This is a genomic window from Pseudomonas sp. UBA5706 (genome assembly GCF_002419965.1).
Taxonomy (GTDB): domain Bacteria; phylum Pseudomonadota; class Gammaproteobacteria; order Pseudomonadales; family Pseudomonadaceae; genus Aquipseudomonas.
On sequence record NZ_DIHC01000043.1, the window covers coordinates 1 to 15,791 of the forward strand.

The 15,791-nt window shown below is 58.0% G+C and carries 15 protein-coding genes; 12 read left to right on the forward strand and 3 right to left on the reverse strand.

Features of this window, described 5'->3' with window-relative positions; genetic code table 11:
* Window positions 1-127 precede the first annotated feature (127 nt).
* Window positions 128-1,348, reverse strand: a complete 1,221-nt coding sequence (locus tag B3I26_RS20810) for a CaiB/BaiF CoA transferase family protein (protein ID WP_296260409.1) — start codon at window positions 1,346-1,348, stop codon at window positions 128-130.
* 10 nt (window positions 1,349-1,358) lie between these two features.
* Window positions 1,359-2,540 carry an acyl-CoA dehydrogenase gene (locus tag B3I26_RS20815; RefSeq protein ID WP_296260410.1) on the reverse strand — a complete coding sequence of 394 codons (1,182 nt, stop codon included), beginning with the start codon at window positions 2,538-2,540 and terminating at the stop codon, window positions 1,359-1,361.
* A gap of 172 nt (window positions 2,541-2,712) precedes the next feature.
* On the opposite strand from B3I26_RS20815, the gene B3I26_RS20820 reads away from it, so the two are divergent.
* The 10 genes from B3I26_RS20820 to B3I26_RS20865 all read left to right on the forward strand — a co-directional run bounded on the left by B3I26_RS20820 (window position 2,713) and on the right by B3I26_RS20865 (window position 12,621).
* A complete protein-coding gene (locus B3I26_RS20820) occupies window positions 2,713-3,609 on the forward strand; it encodes a LysR family transcriptional regulator (protein ID WP_296260411.1) in 897 nt (298 codons plus the stop codon).
* Between the two features lie 437 nt (window positions 3,610-4,046).
* A complete protein-coding gene (locus B3I26_RS20825) occupies window positions 4,047-5,168 on the forward strand; it encodes a Re/Si-specific NAD(P)(+) transhydrogenase subunit alpha (protein WP_296260413.1) in 1,122 nt (373 codons plus the stop codon).
* Between the two features lie 10 nt (window positions 5,169-5,178).
* A complete protein-coding gene (locus B3I26_RS20830) occupies window positions 5,179-5,502 on the forward strand; it encodes an NAD(P) transhydrogenase subunit alpha (RefSeq protein ID WP_120128378.1) in 324 nt (107 codons plus the stop codon).
* Window positions 5,502-6,947, forward strand: coding sequence for an NAD(P)(+) transhydrogenase (Re/Si-specific) subunit beta (locus tag B3I26_RS20835; protein ID WP_296260418.1), 1,446 nt, complete (start codon window positions 5,502-5,504; stop codon window positions 6,945-6,947). The genes B3I26_RS20830 and B3I26_RS20835 overlap by 1 nt, the downstream gene beginning before the upstream one ends.
* Before the next feature lie 187 nt (window positions 6,948-7,134).
* The gene (locus tag B3I26_RS20840; protein WP_296260420.1) at window positions 7,135-8,628 is read left to right on the forward strand and encodes an acetyl-CoA hydrolase/transferase family protein; all 1,494 of its coding nucleotides are present in this window, start codon (window positions 7,135-7,137) and stop codon (window positions 8,626-8,628) included.
* A gap of 319 nt (window positions 8,629-8,947) precedes the next feature.
* Window positions 8,948-9,163, forward strand: a complete 216-nt coding sequence (locus tag B3I26_RS20845; protein ID WP_110951788.1) for a DUF1127 domain-containing protein — start codon at window positions 8,948-8,950, stop codon at window positions 9,161-9,163.
* Window positions 9,164-9,576: 413 nt separating this feature from the next.
* Window positions 9,577-9,894, forward strand: coding sequence for a DUF2388 domain-containing protein (locus B3I26_RS20850; RefSeq protein ID WP_296260424.1), 318 nt, complete (start codon window positions 9,577-9,579; stop codon window positions 9,892-9,894).
* Window positions 9,895-9,999: 105 nt separating this feature from the next.
* Window positions 10,000-10,305: a DUF2388 domain-containing protein gene (locus B3I26_RS20855; RefSeq protein WP_296260425.1), complete on the forward strand. Its 306-nt coding sequence runs from the start codon at window positions 10,000-10,002 to the stop codon at window positions 10,303-10,305.
* A 37-nt stretch (window positions 10,306-10,342) separates the two neighbouring features.
* On the forward strand, window positions 10,343-10,663 hold the full coding sequence (locus B3I26_RS20860; RefSeq protein WP_296260426.1) for a DUF2388 domain-containing protein: 321 nt from the start codon (window positions 10,343-10,345) through the stop codon (window positions 10,661-10,663).
* The gene (locus B3I26_RS20865) at window positions 10,660-12,621 is read left to right on the forward strand and encodes a DUF4105 domain-containing protein (protein ID WP_296260427.1); all 1,962 of its coding nucleotides are present in this window, start codon (window positions 10,660-10,662) and stop codon (window positions 12,619-12,621) included. The genes B3I26_RS20860 and B3I26_RS20865 overlap by 4 nt, the downstream gene beginning before the upstream one ends.
* 260 nt (window positions 12,622-12,881) lie before the next feature.
* Here B3I26_RS20865 and B3I26_RS20870 read toward each other — a convergent pair whose 3' ends face one another.
* Complete coding sequence (locus B3I26_RS20870) at window positions 12,882-13,283, reverse strand: GFA family protein (RefSeq protein WP_296260428.1); 402 nt, start codon at window positions 13,281-13,283, stop codon at window positions 12,882-12,884.
* A gap of 322 nt (window positions 13,284-13,605) precedes the next feature.
* On the opposite strand from B3I26_RS20870, the gene B3I26_RS20875 reads away from it, so the two are divergent.
* Window positions 13,606-14,913 carry a CitMHS family transporter gene (locus B3I26_RS20875; protein ID WP_296260429.1) on the forward strand — a complete coding sequence of 436 codons (1,308 nt, stop codon included), beginning with the start codon at window positions 13,606-13,608 and terminating at the stop codon, window positions 14,911-14,913.
* Between the two features lie 66 nt (window positions 14,914-14,979).
* On the forward strand, window positions 14,980-15,747 hold the full coding sequence (locus B3I26_RS20880) for a TerC family protein (protein WP_296260430.1): 768 nt from the start codon (window positions 14,980-14,982) through the stop codon (window positions 15,745-15,747).
* Window positions 15,748-15,791: the final 44 nt, after the last annotated feature.

Below are 15,791 nucleotides of genomic sequence, written 5' to 3' on the forward strand. Positions count from 1 at the left end.
ACACATCCAGAGGGGCGTCAACACCTAATTTTAATTTTCGATGGAAAACTTAAAACTTCAGGGAATTCAAACGGTTCCTTCTGTTTATATAGACAGTCGACAAGCACCTTCCATATAGCGAAGGCGGCTATATCACCCCGGTCTCGCGAAGCGTCATGACGGCCTGTTCAGACAGCCCCAAGACACCCGACAACACCTCCAACGTATGCTCACCCAGCAGAGGGGGTGCTCGTCGATATTCAACGGGCGTCTCTGACAACCGTATCGGGCTTGCAACCTGCGGCACCGTCCCTCCCAACGCGTGCGGCAAATCGAGCCTGAGCCCACGCGCCTGCACCTGAGGATCTGCAAACACCTGCGCCACATCATTGATCGGGCCGCAGGGAACGCCAGCACGCTCCAACGCTGAAACCCATTCGGCTGTGGTTTTAAACACAGTGGCCTGCCGGATGAGCGGGATCAGCTCCACCCGATATGCTACACGTTGCTTATTGGTAGCAAAACGCGGGTCGTCCGCCCACTGAGGTTGTCCCGCAACTTCCGCGAACTTGCGGAACTGACTGTCATTGCCCACGGTGAGGATGAAGTCACCGTCGGCTGTAGGAAAGTCCTGGTACGGCACGATGTTGGGATGAGCGTTACCCAATCGCCGCGGCGGCGTTCCGGTCGTCAGATAGTTCATCGCCTGGTTTGCCAGGCAGGCAACCTGCACGTCGAGCAACGCCATATCGATGTGCTGGCCATCACCCCCCTGATCACGATGGGCCAGGGCCGCCAAAATTGCAGACGTCGAGTACAGTCCGGTCAGAATGTCGGTCAGCGCTACACCTACCTTCACCGGTCCGGCACCGTCCTCACCTTCAGGGCGCCCGGTCAGGCTCATTAGCCCGCCAAGTGCTTGAATCATGAAGTCATAACCCGCGCGCCTCGCATAGGGGCCGGTTTGACCGAAGCCGGTGATAGAGCAGTAGATCAGTCTCGGATTCTCGGCATGCAACGACTCGTAATCCAGACCATAGGCTTTAAGCCCACCGACCTTGAAGTTTTCGATCACGATATCGGACTTCGCTGCCAGCTCGCGCACCAGCTTCTGACCTTCGGCACGCGTAAAGTCGATGGTGACCGACTGCTTGTTGCGATTCGCAGACAGGTAATAGGCGGCTTCAGAGGTATTCTCGCCGCGAGGGTCCCTCAGGAAAGGAGGCCCCCAAGCACGGGTGTCGTCGCCATTGCCTGGGCGCTCAATCTTGATCACGTCGGCACCAAGGTCCGCGAGAATCTGCCCGGCCCATGGCCCGGCCAGCACTCGAGAGAGGTCCAGCACACGCAAATGCGATAACGCGCCCATGACCAGCTCCTTAATAGAAAGCCTGGATGCCGGTCTGCGCACGCCCGAGGATCAATGCATGTACGTCGTGGGTCCCTTCATAGGTATTCACCACTTCCAGGTTGACCAGATGACGGGCAATTCCGAACTCGTCGGAGATGCCGTTGCCGCCGAGCATGTCCCGGGCCATCCGCGCAATGTCCAGGGACTTGCCGCAGGAATTGCGCTTCATAATCGAAGTGATTTCCACGGCGGCCGTGCCTTCATCCTTCATGCGCCCAAGACGCAAGCAGCCTTGCAGCGCGAGCGTGATTTCAGCTTGCATGTCGGCAAGCTTCTTCTGAATCAGCTGATTGGCTGCTAACGGACGACCGAACTGCTGACGATCCAGCGTGTACTGACGCGCGGTGTGCCAGCAGAACTCCGCAGCACCCAGCGCTCCCCAGGAGATGCCGTAGCGTGCGGAGTTCAGGCAGGTAAAGGGGCCTTTAAGACCGCGCACATCGGGGAAGATGTTCTCTTCAGGCACGAATACGTTGTCCATCACGATCTCACCGGTTATCGACGCACGCAAACCAACCTTGCCGTGAATCGCAGGAGCACTCAGACCCTGCCAGCCTTTCTCCAGCACGAAGCCGCGGATATCACCTGCATCGTCTTTACCCCAGACGACGAATACGTCAGCAATAGGACTGTTGGTGATCCACATTTTGCTTCCGGTCAGGCGATACCCGCCGTCGACTTTCCTGGCGCGGGTGATCATGGCGCCCGGATCGGAGCCGTGGTTAGGCTCGGTAAGACCGAAGCAGCCGATCCATTCGCCAGATGCCAGCTTGGGCAGATACTTCTGTTTCTGCGCCTCGGTACCAAATTCGTTGATCGGCACCATCACCAGCGAAGACTGCACACTCATCATCGAGCGGTAGCCAGAGTCGATACGCTCGACTTCACGGGCGATCAGGCCGTAACACACGTAGTTCAGGCCGCTGCCGCCGTATTGCTCCGGGATGGTCGCGCCCAGCAGGCCGACTTCACCCATCTCACGGAAAATCGCCGGATCGGTGTGCTCATGACGGAACGCTTCCAGGACGCGGGGCGCGAGTTTGTCCTGGGCGAACTGCTCGGCGCTATCACGAACCATGCGCTCCTCTTCGGTGAGCTGCTGATCCAGTAGCAGTGGATCGATCCAGTTAAAGCTTGCCTTGGGACCCATGATCTTCTCCTCGCGAAATGGTATCCCGGACCAAGCCAGGAAAGTCGTGGACTGATCCTAGGCGTGGCTGGGCAACAGGACAAACGAGGATTTCGCATAGCATTGTGCTAATTTCTCACTCCGAAACAGGAGACTGGCCCGTATTAATGGCTGACGAGTGAGGTTCATGTACATGCGCCGCAAGATTCCGAGCACCGCCGCATTGGTTAGCTTCGAGGCGGCTGCCCGTCACGAAAGTTTTACCAAGGCTGCCGAAGAACTCTCGCTCACCCAGAGCGCAATCTGCCGACAGATTGGCAGCCTTGAGGAGTTCCTCAACGTCGAACTTTTCCGACGCTCGCGCCGGGGAGTGAAATTGACCGAGGCCGGGCTTTCCTACAGTCGCCGCGTTGCCACACAGCTCGACGCTGTGGAGCGGGACACACTGTCGGTGATGGGCCATCAGGGCGCAAACGTGATTGAGCTCGCCGTGGTTCCAACCTTTGGCACCCAGTGGCTATTGCCTCGCTTGAAAGACTTTCAGCAGCTAAACCCTGGCGTGACCATCAACCTGACTAACCGCACGCGGCCTTTCCTGTTTGCAGATACCGAGTTCGACGCCGCCATCTACTTTGGAGATGCCGATTGGTCAGGTACGCAGTCCCATCGATTGATGAGCGAAAACCCCATGCCGGTTTGCAGTCCCGTTTTGCTGGGCGATAAGGACCATTTGAGCGCTCGCGAATTGTCCGAAATGCCCTTGTTGCAGCAAACGACAAGACCCTACGCATGGCGTCAATGGTTCAGCGCAATGGACATGAGCGTTGCGCGCGACATGACTGGTCCGCGATATGAATTATTTTCCATGCTCTCCCAAGCGGCCATGCACGACATGGGCGTAGCGTTGATCCCGCCCTTTTTGATACAGCGCGAACTCGCCGAAAGGCGTCTGATCGTGGCTAATTCCCAGGCGCTATCGAGCGTGAAAGCCTACTACCTGATGATTCCTGAACGAAAAGTAGAGTCGGCGTCCTTGAAAGCCTTTCGAGACTGGCTTGTACAGCAGGCTGAGAGCTATGCCCTGCCGTGATCTACGGAATGTCAGTGCAACACCCGATCGTGTAGTTATATATTTATTTTGACTACATATATCCAGATATGTCGCATTTAAGCAACACACCTGTTGTTAATCAAAAACAGGCTAAAGGCTGCGCGCACCGTGGCTTTCAGCATGATTGACCTCTGGACTTACGCTGAACAGCAAAAAAACTGAAAACTTATAAAATATCGATGAACGCCTTTAACCATAAGGCTCTCAGCGAATTGTTGCGTCAAACGGTCACAGGGTGACTTGTAGTTAATTACACGTCGCGTTACAGAATTCCTTGAAGCCCCCCTATTCCGCCTGCAAAATGCCGCGCCCCTGCCTTTTCTGGTGGGGACGTGGTGATCGCTGCCCCAGACGTACCATCCGCAGTGCGCTGGCCTACTTTTTAAAGATAAGAAGATCACGCAGGAGATTTTGACGTGCACATTGGTGTCCCTCTAGAAACCCAGTCCGGTGAAACTCGGGTTGCTGCAACTCCGGAAACCATCAAGAAACTCATTGGCCAAGGTCATAAGGTCACCGTCCAGACAGGCGCCGGCATTAGCGCGAGTGTCACGGACAGTGCCTATGAAGCAGCAGGTGCTTCGATCGGCAGCGCCGCCGACGCCTTCAGCGCCGAGCTGATCCTAAAGGTCGTCGCACCCAGTGACAGCGAGTTGGCTCTGCTCAAGAGCGGGACCGTTGTCATCGGGATGCTCAACCCGTTCAACAACGAGATCATCGCCAAGATGGCCGAGCGGGGCATCACCGCGTTCGCCCTCGAAGCAGCTCCGCGGACTTCCCGCGCGCAAAGTCTCGATGTGCTTTCTTCGCAAGCCAACATTGCCGGTTACAAATCGGTATTGCTGGCCGCGCATCACTATCCGCGCTTCATGCCGATGCTGATGACCGCCGCCGGTACGGTGAAGGCTGCACGGGTGCTGATCCTCGGGGCGGGCGTTGCCGGCCTGCAGGCCATCGCCACGGCCAAGCGCCTTGGTGCAGTGATCGAGGCGTCCGATGTACGCCCTGCAGTGAAGGAACAGATCGAGTCGCTGGGCGCCAAGTTCGTCGACGTGCCTTACGAGACTGACGAAGAGCGCGAAGCAGCTGTCGGCGTCGGCGGTTATGCGCGCCCGATGCCCGCCAGCTGGATGCAGCGTCAGGCGGTCGCGGTCCACGAGCGTGCCAAACAAGCTGACATCGTAATCACCACCGCGTTGATTCCCGGCCGTAAAGCGCCCGTGCTATTGAGCGCTGAAACCGTCTCGCAAATGAAACCGGGCTCGGTGGTCATCGACCTCGCGGCGGCACAGGGCGGCAACTGCCCGCTGACCGTGGCCGATCAAGTGGTTATCGAGCATGGCGTGACCATTGTCGGCCATACCAACCTACCCGCTATGGTGGCTGCCGACGCATCGGCGCTGTATGCACGCAACCTGCTGGACTTCATGAAGCTGATCTTCACCAAGGAAGGCCAGTTCGAGATCAACCTCGAAGACGACATCGTCGCCGCGTGCCTGATGTGCCGCGACGGCCAGACAGTCCGCAAGAACGGCTGAGGATAAAACAATGGAAGACATGCTGATTTCTCACGGCGTCTACAACCTGATCATCTTCGTGCTGGCGATTTACGTCGGCTACCACGTGGTCTGGAACGTTACTCCTGCGCTGCACACACCGCTGATGGCCGTGACCAACGCCATCTCGGCCATCGTTATTGTCGGCGCCATGCTAGCTGCCGCACTGACCGTGACTCCACTGGGCAAAACCATGGGCACCCTGGCCGTGGCACTGGCGGCAGTCAACGTGTTCGGGGGCTTCCTTGTCACCCGTCGCATGTTGGAAATGTTCAAGAAAAAGGCTCCGAAAGCCAAAGCTGAGGATGCCAAGTAATGAGCATGAATCTCGTCACTCTGTTGTACCTCGTCTCGGCGATCTGCTTCATCCAGGCACTCAAAGGCCTGTCGCATCCGACAACGTCCCGTCGAGGCAACCTGTTCGGTATGCTCGGCATGGGCCTGGCTGTGCTGACCACCATCGGCCTGGTGTTCAAGCTGGCGGCGCTATCCACCGACGGCGCCAGCGCGGGCATCGGCTACATCATCGTGGGCCTGCTGGTCGGCGGCACAGCCGGTTCGATCATGGCCAAGCGCGTGGAAATGACCAAGATGCCGGAACTGGTCGCATTTATGCATAGCATGATCGGTCTGGCCGCAGTGTTCATCGCCATTGCCGCAGTGGTCGAGCCTCAGTCACTGGGCATCGTTCAGCACCTGGGCGATTCGATCCCGACCGGTAACCGTCTGGAGCTGTTTCTGGGTGCTGCGATCGGCGCGATCACCTTCTCAGGCTCGGTCATCGCTTTCGGCAAACTGTCTGGAAAGTACAAATTCCGTCTGTTTCAGGGCGCTCCCGTACAGTTCGCCGGACAGCACAAGCTCAACCTGATCCTGGGTCTGGCGACGCTGTTCTTCGGCGCAACTTTCATGCTCACCGGCAGCCTGTTCGCGTTCAGCGTCATGCTGATCCTGGCGTTCGTCATCGGCGTACTGCTGATCATCCCTATTGGCGGCGCTGATATGCCGGTCGTGGTATCGATGCTCAACAGTTATTCGGGGTGGGCGGCAGCCGGTATCGGCTTTTCGCTCAACAACTCGATGCTGATCATCGCAGGCTCCCTGGTGGGTTCGTCTGGTGCGATCCTCTCCTACATCATGTGCAAGGCCATGAACCGCTCGTTCTTCAACGTGATCGGCGGCGGTTTCGGCAGCGCGCCAGATGTGGACGCAACCGGCGGCGCTAAAGAAGCTCGTCCCGTGAAGTCCGGCTCGGCCGATGATGCGACCTTCCTCTTGACCAACGCCGACACCGTGATCATCGTTCCGGGCTACGGCCTTGCAGTCGCGCGGGCGCAGCATGCGCTTAAAGAGTTGACCGAGAAGCTGACCCACGCCGGTGTGACCGTGAAGTATGCGATCCATCCGGTTGCCGGCCGGATGCCTGGCCATATGAACGTTCTACTGGCCGAGGCGGAGGTGCCTTACGACCAGGTGTTCGAGATGGAAGACATCAACTCCGAGTTCGGCCAGGCCGATGTAGTGCTGGTGCTCGGCGCCAATGACGTGGTCAACCCGGCGGCGAAGAACGATCCGAAGTCGCCCATCGCTGGCATGCCGATCCTCGAGGCCTTCAAGGCCAAGACTATCATCGTCAACAAGCGCTCAATGGCCAGTGGTTACGCTGGCCTGGACAACGAGTTGTTCTACCTGGACAAGACCATGATGGTGTTCGGCGACGCCAAGAAAGTCATCGAAGACATGGTTAAAGCGGTGGACTGAAGACTTTCGTCAGCAGATTAAAAAACCCTCGGCGCGTGTATCGGTCGGGGGTTTTTACTTTTGGGGTAAAAGTGATTTGCCGTGAAACCGTCTAATTAGCGCTCGCGAATGCGACCTTGGTCGCGGGACGAAAAAAATTCAAGCCTCTAAACTTGGGCGCTTGCATCTTCGTCTCGAGATAAAAAACATGCACCGTGAACGTATTCGCCTGCCTTCTTTAATGAGCAAGGTAATGAGCGCGGCCGATGCCGCTACGCTGATCAAGAACGGCATGACCGTCGGTATGAGCGGGTTCACCCGCGCCGGCGAGGCGAAGGCCGTACCGAGGGCATTGGCAGAGCTTGCGAAGGTCACTCCATTGAAGATAAGCCTGATGACCGGCGCCAGCCTGGGCAACGACCTCGACAAGCAGTTGACGGAAGCCGGTGTGTTATCCCGCCGTATGCCGTTTCAGGTCGACAGCACCCTGCGCAAGGCCATCAATGACGGGTCTGTGATGTTCATCGATCAGCATCTGTCCGATACCGTAGAGCAGTTGCGTAACCATCAGATCAAGTCGGTAGACATCGCGGTAATCGAATGCGTGGCGATTACTGAAGAAGGGCACCTGGTGCTGAGCACTTCGGTTGGTAACTCGGCGAGCTTTGCGATCCTTGCCGAAAAAGTGATCGTCGAGATCAACACAGCGCAGTCCCTTGAGCTTGAGGGGTTGCACGACATCTATATTCCAACCTACCGCCCTACGCGTATGCCCATACCGGTGCTCAGGGCAGACAGCCGAATCGGCGGCCACGCGGTTAAAATCGATCCTGCGAAAATCGTCGGCATCGTATTCAGCGATCAGACCGACTCACCTTCAACTGTACTGCCCGCTGATACCGACACACAGGCGATCGCCGGGCATCTGGTGGAGTTTTTCAAAAGCGAGGTGCGCCAGAACCGCCTTACCAACCACCTGATGCCCCTGCAGGCAGGCGTCGGTACCATCGCCAATGCAGTAATGATGGGCCTTATCGATTCGCCATTCCATGGCATGGCCATGTATTCCGAAGTGCTGCAGGATTCCACTTTCGACCTGTTCGAAGCCGGCAAGCTGGATTTTGCCTCGGGTAGCTCGATCACCCTGTCCGAACGCAAGCACGCCGCGGTCTTCAACAACCTGGAGCAATACAAACCCAGACTGCTACTGCGCCCTCAAGAGATATCCAATCATCCTGAGGTGGTAAGACGCCTGGGCATCATCGGGATCAACACAGCGTTGGAATTTGACCTTTATGGCAACGTCAACTCCACCCACGTTTGCGGAACCCGGATGATGAACGGGATTGGAGGCTCTGGAGATTTCGCCAGGAACGCGCACCTCGCGATTTTCGTCACCAAATCGATTGCCAAAGGAGGCGCCATCTCCAGCGTCGTGCCCATGGTCAGTCACGTGGATCACACCGAGCACGATGTCGATATCCTCGTGACCGAACAGGGACTGGCCGATCTGCGCGGCCTGGCACCCCGCGAGCGCGCCCGCGTGATCATCGACAACTGTGTTCATCCGGCTTATCGCGAGGCGTTGAACGACTATTTCAGAAGGGCCTGTGCCTTGGGTGGTCATACGCCTCACGTGCTGCGGGACGCGCTGAGTTGGCACCTTAATCTGGAGGAAACTGGGCGTATGCTGGCAGTGTGACAAAACAGTTCGCCGCTGGGGACGGACTTGCGGCTGCACTTTTCAATCGCTGCCGTCATTACCGACGAAAACTGTGCTGCTGTACCGGTTAAATCAGGCCATGAAAATGCTCTTTTCACCATTTCACCACACAAAACGCACTGAATTGGTGCTTACCGGTACAGTTGCCCTATTTGGGAACAAAACAGTGGGCGCTTACAATTAACTGGAGCAGCGCAATACAAGTGAACTGTGTCTGGAGCGACGCGGGGAACGAGAGGAAGATTGGCACCAATCAAGTCACTCTCTAATCCCGCCACAAGCGGAAGGAAGAAGCATCATGGAACGCACAGTCAGTTCCGAACTGTTCTACGAAGAAACCGCAAAATCCGCTAAAGCCTCGTTGCCGCTGCGTATGTTCGCCAATCTGATGCTGTGGCAGCGTCGTCTGTCCAGTCGCCATCAGCTGGCCCGTCTGGATGCTCGTCTGCTGGCTGATGCCGGTATCAGCGAATCCCAGCGTTACGAAGAGCTGAGCAAGCCGTTCTGGCGCTAAATTAGCGTCTGCTGGTTCAGGCCACGCGCCGCTCGCCAGCAACCCGAATTGTTCAACCAAAACCCGTCGCAGGCAACTGTGGACGGGTTTTGCCGTTTTAGCAGTTGTGAATTCTTATCGAGCGATAGCACAAGAAGCAGTCAGGCCGGCCCCGACACGTCCTCACATTCAGAGCGTGACCCAAGAGATAACCCACGCGCTATCGGCACAGTTTGCTTATATTAAATCAACACCAGTACAGTCAGACCGCCCAGGCTGATAGTCGCTAAAACAAGCTTAATGGCAATCCTCACTGCTAGTCCGTAGCAGGTGGTTGCGTTAGTCTTGCCACTATCTTTGTTCACCGCTTGCGAGAAAGCTCAGCAACTCGCCAGTTTGCGCATGCAGTTTCAGTTTCCCTGTGGAGTTCATACATGTCTCGTCTTAGCCTATTGGGCGTAGCCGCTCTTCTGATTGCAGCCACTGGTGCCCAAGCTTCCAGCTTCGTTGTCACCACCGATACCGTGGTTCGCGCATTGGACGCTTCGTCCAACGCCACGTCGAAAATCTCCTCCTCCTTCCATGATGACAAGATCGTACTGGCCGCCCGCGACGACGCTGCCAGCTTTGTCGCCAGCCAGGGCGATATTCGAGGCTCCCGTCTGGAAGGCGCCTTCCAGCACATTCGCGAAATCAGTCCAGGCCTAAGCGCTACGGATGCCCAGTTGGCTCAGGCGATTCTGGCGATCTGATTCAGCAGCGCTGACAGGTTTGATCGCTTGCCCCCGACACCTTCACTGGTTCTGGTCGGGGCATTGCGCTAGCCTTGGGATTCGTTTCGCTGATACCGAAGACTCATGCGTTCATCGTCTCGCCTGTTGATTGCAGCGATTGCCAGCCTGGCAAGCCTCATCCAGGCTCAAGCATCCGACACAACCACACAAAGCCTGATCAAAAGCGGGTACGCCACCAGTCAGGTGACGACCGGGCCTTTCGACAACAAACTGATACTTGCCGCCCAGGATGATGCTGCAGCGTTCATTGCCACTGATGGCCAACTGCGAGGAGCACAGCTGGAGTCGGCCTTGATATACCTACGTCAAACCTCTCCAAAACTTCATGCAAGCGACCTTGAACTGGCGCAAGCAATCCTCGTCCAATAAGCACTTTTTTTGCATCCCTGTATTTTGGAGACGTTACATGCGTACCCCGCTGATCGCTGCCGCCCTCGGCCTGCTGTTGCTGACCGATGTCGCGCACGCGCAAACCCTCAAAGCCACCAGTAACATCGTTGTCCGTGCGCTGGGCCGCAGCGTCGATTTCACCTCTGACACGACGTCTTCGGTCCGTAACTGGAAGATGGTTGTCGAAGCTCAGGATGACGCCGCTAGTTACGTCGCCAGCAATGGCAATATTCACGGTGCGCGTCTGGACGCCGCCTTCGTTACCTTGCGCGAGCGACTGCCCGAAGCCCGCGACGCCACTGATCAGGATCTGGCCGAAGCCATTCTCGCTCTGTGAGACGTCTGGCCGCCTGGCTGCTGGCGTCGGCGCTTTCGCTGATCTGCTCAAGCGCCTTCGCCGATCTGAGCCTGTCGCTGTACACCGACGGGCTCAACCCTGCGCAGCGGCAGGCCAGCCAGACCTTGCTTGACGAGGCCATGGCGCACTTGCCGCCCATGTTCGTTAGCAAGCTCGACCGCAACGTTGAAGTCCACTGGACCGACGATATGCCCTCCAACGCCTACGGGCGTGCGGATGGGCCTTATCGTCTAGACCTGAATCAACGCCTGTTGGCGGGTCTGACCGACGGCAGTGCAGCCACCACTCGAACCAATCGCCCCCATGGCACTGTGCGCGAGGAGATGATCGCCACTGTCCTGCACGAACTCACGCACATTTATGATCACGCGCAGTTGTGGTCGCCGGAAGATCGCAAGCTGATCATTGCTTGTGCGCGTCAGGGCAAAAGCGTAGGCAAGATCGGGCTGCGCGACAGCTGTCGGGGTCAGACGCAGCGGCGTTTCACCTTGAGCGATGATCCGCGACTGCTGGATCTCGCAGGCTGGCCGCAATACGTTGGTCGGCGAGGGGAGCGCGAGGAGCGTAACGGCCAGGTTGCACGCAGCCCGGATATGTACGAAATCAGCACTCCGCTGGAATTCGTTGCCGTGAACATGGAGTATTTCCTACTCGATCCGGCTTACGCCTGTCGCCGTCCTGCGCTGTATGACTACTACAAAAAGCTGTTTGACTGGGCGCCTGCCGACAAAACTGAATGCCCGACTTTCTACCCCTACCTCAATGCCGGCAACGATTTCGCCCGCGAGCCGTTGGGCAAACTCGACCCGGAGCGCGTGTATGAAGTCGATTATCTGCTGGCCGAAGCCAATCAGAATCTGGTGAGTCGTTGGGGCCACAGCATGCTGCGGCTGGTGATCTGCAAACCGGGAAGGCCGCGGGGGCCGGACTGTCGTCTGGATCTGGATCAGCACCTCGTGCTGTCCTATCGCGCCTTCGTCAACGATTTGCAACTGTCCAGCTGGGCCGGTTTGACCGGGGGCTATCCGTCCCGTCTGTTCGTGCTGCCTTTGGGTCAGGTCATCGACGAGTACACCAAGACCGAACTGCGCAGCCTGGCGTCTGTGCCGCTGAAGCTGTCGCGCGAGCAGATTGACGGACTGGTCCGGCATGCCGCCGAAATGCACTGGGCGTACGACGGCGACTACTGGTTCCTGTCCAATAACTGCGCAGTGGAAAATCTGAAACTGCTGCGCAGCGGCACCAACGATCCGCGCCTTGTCGGTCTGGACAGCATCATGCCCAACGGCTTGCTGGAGGTGCTAAAGGGCAGGGGACTGGCGGACACCAGCGTGCTGGAAGACCCGAAGAAAGCCTTACGGTTGGGCTATCGCTTTGACTCATATCGTGATCGCTATCAGGCAATGTTCGAAGTGCTGCGCAAGACTACCGATGTGAAGCAGACGACGGTGGAAGACTGGCTGTCGTTGCCTGCAAAGGATCGGCAACCGTATTTTGCCGAAGCGGATCTGCGTACCAGCGCAGCGATGTTGCTGCTGGAACAGGCAGGGCTGCGCCGTCAGTTGCTGCTGGCGCAGGATGAGGTCAAGCAGCGCTATCTCAGCGCGGTGGAGAAAAAGGACAACCGCGTGTCCCAGGCCACCGGCACGCTGCAGGACATTCTGGCGAACAGCGGCTTCCTCAGTCGCCCGGCGGAATTGTTAGGCAGCGGGGGATATGGCCTGCCGCAGGAGGGCGAGTGGGAACGCCTGGAAGCCGAGAGCAGCCAGCGGCAGAAACAGCTGCAACGGCTCAGCGGTGCTCTGGACACTGAGGTGAGGGCTCTGCTGGACCCTGACCGCGCTGCAGAAATTGCCGCCACCGAAGACAACCTCAAGCAGGTCGGAGAGCATTTACGCGCGCTGCACAAGGCAGCAGGTGGGCTTGAGTTGCCTTGACGATTGCCGGAAGGGGTTACTCGAAAGGCGACGAAGGTAAAGTGCATGCCAGCCTCTTCGCGACCGTCGTAACCTGCGGTGGCTCCCACAGGGTCGGTGGGGTTGTCGCAACTCCTGCTCGCACGAGTGACTTGCTGTCCTGCATGAGCCGAAAGCCAGCGTCCGGCAAGGGTATGTGGGAGCGAGCTAGCTCGCGAAGGCAGCGGGCGGGGCGACAGAGATGTAGTGCATATGCAGTCCCTGGCGCGTCCCGCTCAAGCTTAAGTGGCCTCGCCCGGCTCGGCGGGCAAATGCTCGTCCAGGTGCAGCCATGGCAAACGGCTGGCGGTCCAGACGTGTCGCTCTGCCGGGGCCTGTTCGGGATGGTCAAGGGTGGCAATGGTGACGTCCATCGTTTCCGGGCTGTTGCGAGTGAACAAGGCAACCTGCGCCCCACAGTTGTTGCAGAAATAGCGCACGCACGTGGGGCTGGAGTCGTACGCCGCAGGACTGCCCGCGGTCCATTGGAAAACGTCTATCGGCACAGTAATCCAGGTCACGGCGATCCCACCTGAAGTGCGCCGGCAGATTGAGCAATGGCAATGAGCGACGTCATGCAAGGGCGCATCGAGCTGGTAACGCAGGTTGCCGCAATGGCAGCCGCCGGTGTGCATCTCACTCATGGTCATTCTCCGGTTCGTGTTTAACGTCTGACTGTCTCATCGCGCTTTTACTTCATCTTTCCCACATCGATCATCGGGCAGAAACGAAAGCTGGCTGAAAGCTAAGACCTTTAGCATCCCTCCACCGCCGGCGACAGACCGGCCAAGCCAGGACAAAACTTTTCGAAGTTCCGGCCCATCTACAACAACAATTCGGTGATTCTGATGCGCACTTTTGCTTTGCTGCACCCCTCGTTCGCCCCCCGACTCCATGCGCGGCTCTCCTCGAGCTGATTGCTTCGCATCGTTCGTTCTCACGTCGCGTTACGCCTGGAGTATTTCTATGTTGACCTTCCTCGGCTTCGCCATGGTCGTCGCCTTCATGTACCTGATCATGAGCAAACGCCTCTCGGCCCTGATTGCCTTGATCATCGTGCCGATCGTCTTTGCCCTGTTCGGTGGTTTCGCTTCAGCCATCGGCCCCATGATGCTCGCCGGCATCACCAAGCTCGCGCCCACCGGCGTGATGCTGATGTTCGCCATTCTCTATTTCGCGCTGATGATCGACTCCGGCCTGTTCGACCCGGCTGTGCGCAAGATCCTCAAGCTGGTCAAAGGCGATCCGGTGAAAGTATCGGTCGGCACCGCTGTGCTGGCGCTGGTGGTCTCGCTGGACGGCGACGGCGCCACGACCTACATGATCTGCGTCGCCGCCATGCTGCCGCTGTACAGCCGCTTGGGCATGAGCCCGCGCATCATGGCCGGCTTGATCATTCTGGCCGGCGGGGTGATGAACATGACCCCGTGGGGCGGCCCGACGGCTCGCGCCGCTAGCGCATTGCACGTCGATCCGTCGGACATCTTCGTGCCTATGATTCCGGCAATGCTCGCCGGTGTAATCGCGATAATGGTGATCGCCTACTGCTATGGCAAACGCGAACGGGCGCGCCTGGGCGAGCTTCACCTGCCGGGTGACGAGCTCGATCACAGCGAGATCAGCGTTTCGCAATTCCCCGAAGCGCGCCGTCCCAGGCTGATCTGGTTCAACGCTGTACTAACGCTGGCGCTGATGGTTGCGCTGATCATGGGCCTGCTGCCGCTACCCGTGCTGTTCATGATCGCCTTCAGTATCGCCATGATCGTCAACTATCCGTGCCTGCAAGCGCAGAAGGATCGGGTCGCCGCGCATGCCGGCAGCGTGCTGGCCGTAGTCGGCCTGATCTTCGCCGCAGGCATTTTCACCGGTATCCTGTCTGGCACCGGCATGGTCGACGCGATGTCCAAGAGCCTGCTGGCGGTGATTCCTGATGCGATGGGGCCCTATCTTGCGGTCATTACCGCGCTTGTCAGCATGCCGTTTACGTTCTTCATGTCCAACGACGCGTTCTACTATGGCGTCCTGCCGGTGCTGTCCGAAGCTGCCTCGCATTACGGCATCAGCCCGGTGGAAATGGCACGTGCCTCGATCGTTGGCCAGCCCGTCCACTTGCTCAGCCCGCTGGTTCCATCGACCTATCTGTTGGTAGCCCTGGCGGGTATCGAATTCGGCGATCATCAGCGTTTTACCCTCAAGTGGGCCGTGCTGGTCTGCGTATGCATCCTGATCGCCGCACTGCTGATGGGGATATTCCCCGCGTACAGCAGTCTATAAGGCACATAATTTCCTCGCCGCCGTGCAATCGGCAGCGAGGATCAGACAAGCTCAAAGGAAAACCTAATGGAATGGCTGACTAACCCCGAGATCTGGGTTGCTTTCTTCACCCTGACCGCACTTGAAATCGTCCTGGGCATCGACAACATCATCATGATCTCGATCCTGGTCAGCCGCATGCCCAAGGCGATGCAGCCGCGCACGCGGATTTTCGGTCTGGCACTGGCGATGGTTACGCGTATCCTGCTTCTGCTGTCGATCACCTGGGTCATGCGCCTGACCGACGACCTCTTCGTCGTGTTGGGGCAAGGCATTTCCGGTCGCGACCTTATCCTGCTCTTCGGTGGCCTGTTCCTGCTGTGGAAAAGCTCCCAGGAGATCTATCACGGCATGGAAGGCGAAGAGGAGCAGATCGACGAGCCCAAGGGCAAGGGCGGCCTGTTCCTGTACACCATCATTCAGATCGCCATCATCGACATCGTATTCTCGCTGGATTCGGTGATCACAGCGGTCGGCATGGTCTCCCACGTGCCGGTGATGGTAGCCGCGATCATCGTGGCGGTGCTGATCATGATGCTCTGCTCCGGCGTGATCAGCGATTTCATCGACAAACACCCTTCGTTGAAAATGCTGGCGTTATCCTTCCTGATCGTCGTTGGCACGGTGCTGATCGCCGAATCCTTCGACGTGCATGTGCCCAAGGGCTACGTATACTTCGCCATGGCGTTCTCGCTGGCGGTCGAGGCGATCAATATCAAGATGCGCACAGCGATAGCCAAGAAGAAGGCCGCGAAAGCCCCTGTGAAACTTCGCGAGGACGTTGCGGGTCAATAACCACCGATGCGTAGCGCAGCTAAGAGGGGGGCCTTGTGGATGCC

Excerpts from the sequence above, each read along its gene's own strand:
- B3I26_RS20810 (WP_296260409.1), bottom strand. The coding sequence starts at position 1,348 with ATGGGCGCGTTATCGCATTTGCGTGTGCTGGACCTCTCTCGAGTGCTG.
- B3I26_RS20860 (WP_296260426.1), top strand. The coding sequence starts at position 10,343 with ATGCGTACCCCGCTGATCGCTGCCGCCCTCGGCCTGCTGTTGCTGACC.
- B3I26_RS20845 (WP_110951788.1), top strand. The coding sequence starts at position 8,948 with ATGGAACGCACAGTCAGTTCCGAACTGTTCTACGAAGAAACCGCAAAA.
- B3I26_RS20870 (WP_296260428.1), bottom strand. The coding sequence starts at position 13,283 with ATGAGTGAGATGCACACCGGCGGCTGCCATTGCGGCAACCTGCGTTAC.
- B3I26_RS20840 (WP_296260420.1), top strand. The coding sequence starts at position 7,135 with ATGCACCGTGAACGTATTCGCCTGCCTTCTTTAATGAGCAAGGTAATG.
- B3I26_RS20815 (WP_296260410.1), bottom strand. The coding sequence starts at position 2,540 with ATGGGTCCCAAGGCAAGCTTTAACTGGATCGATCCACTGCTACTGGAT.
- B3I26_RS20855 (WP_296260425.1), top strand. The coding sequence starts at position 10,000 with ATGCGTTCATCGTCTCGCCTGTTGATTGCAGCGATTGCCAGCCTGGCA.
- B3I26_RS20850 (WP_296260424.1), top strand. The coding sequence starts at position 9,577 with ATGTCTCGTCTTAGCCTATTGGGCGTAGCCGCTCTTCTGATTGCAGCC.
- B3I26_RS20880 (WP_296260430.1), top strand. The coding sequence starts at position 14,980 with ATGGAATGGCTGACTAACCCCGAGATCTGGGTTGCTTTCTTCACCCTG.
- B3I26_RS20875 (WP_296260429.1), top strand. The coding sequence starts at position 13,606 with ATGTTGACCTTCCTCGGCTTCGCCATGGTCGTCGCCTTCATGTACCTG.
- B3I26_RS20830 (WP_120128378.1), top strand. The coding sequence starts at position 5,179 with ATGGAAGACATGCTGATTTCTCACGGCGTCTACAACCTGATCATCTTC.
- B3I26_RS20835 (WP_296260418.1), top strand. The coding sequence starts at position 5,502 with ATGAGCATGAATCTCGTCACTCTGTTGTACCTCGTCTCGGCGATCTGC.
- B3I26_RS20820 (WP_296260411.1), top strand. The coding sequence starts at position 2,713 with ATGCGCCGCAAGATTCCGAGCACCGCCGCATTGGTTAGCTTCGAGGCG.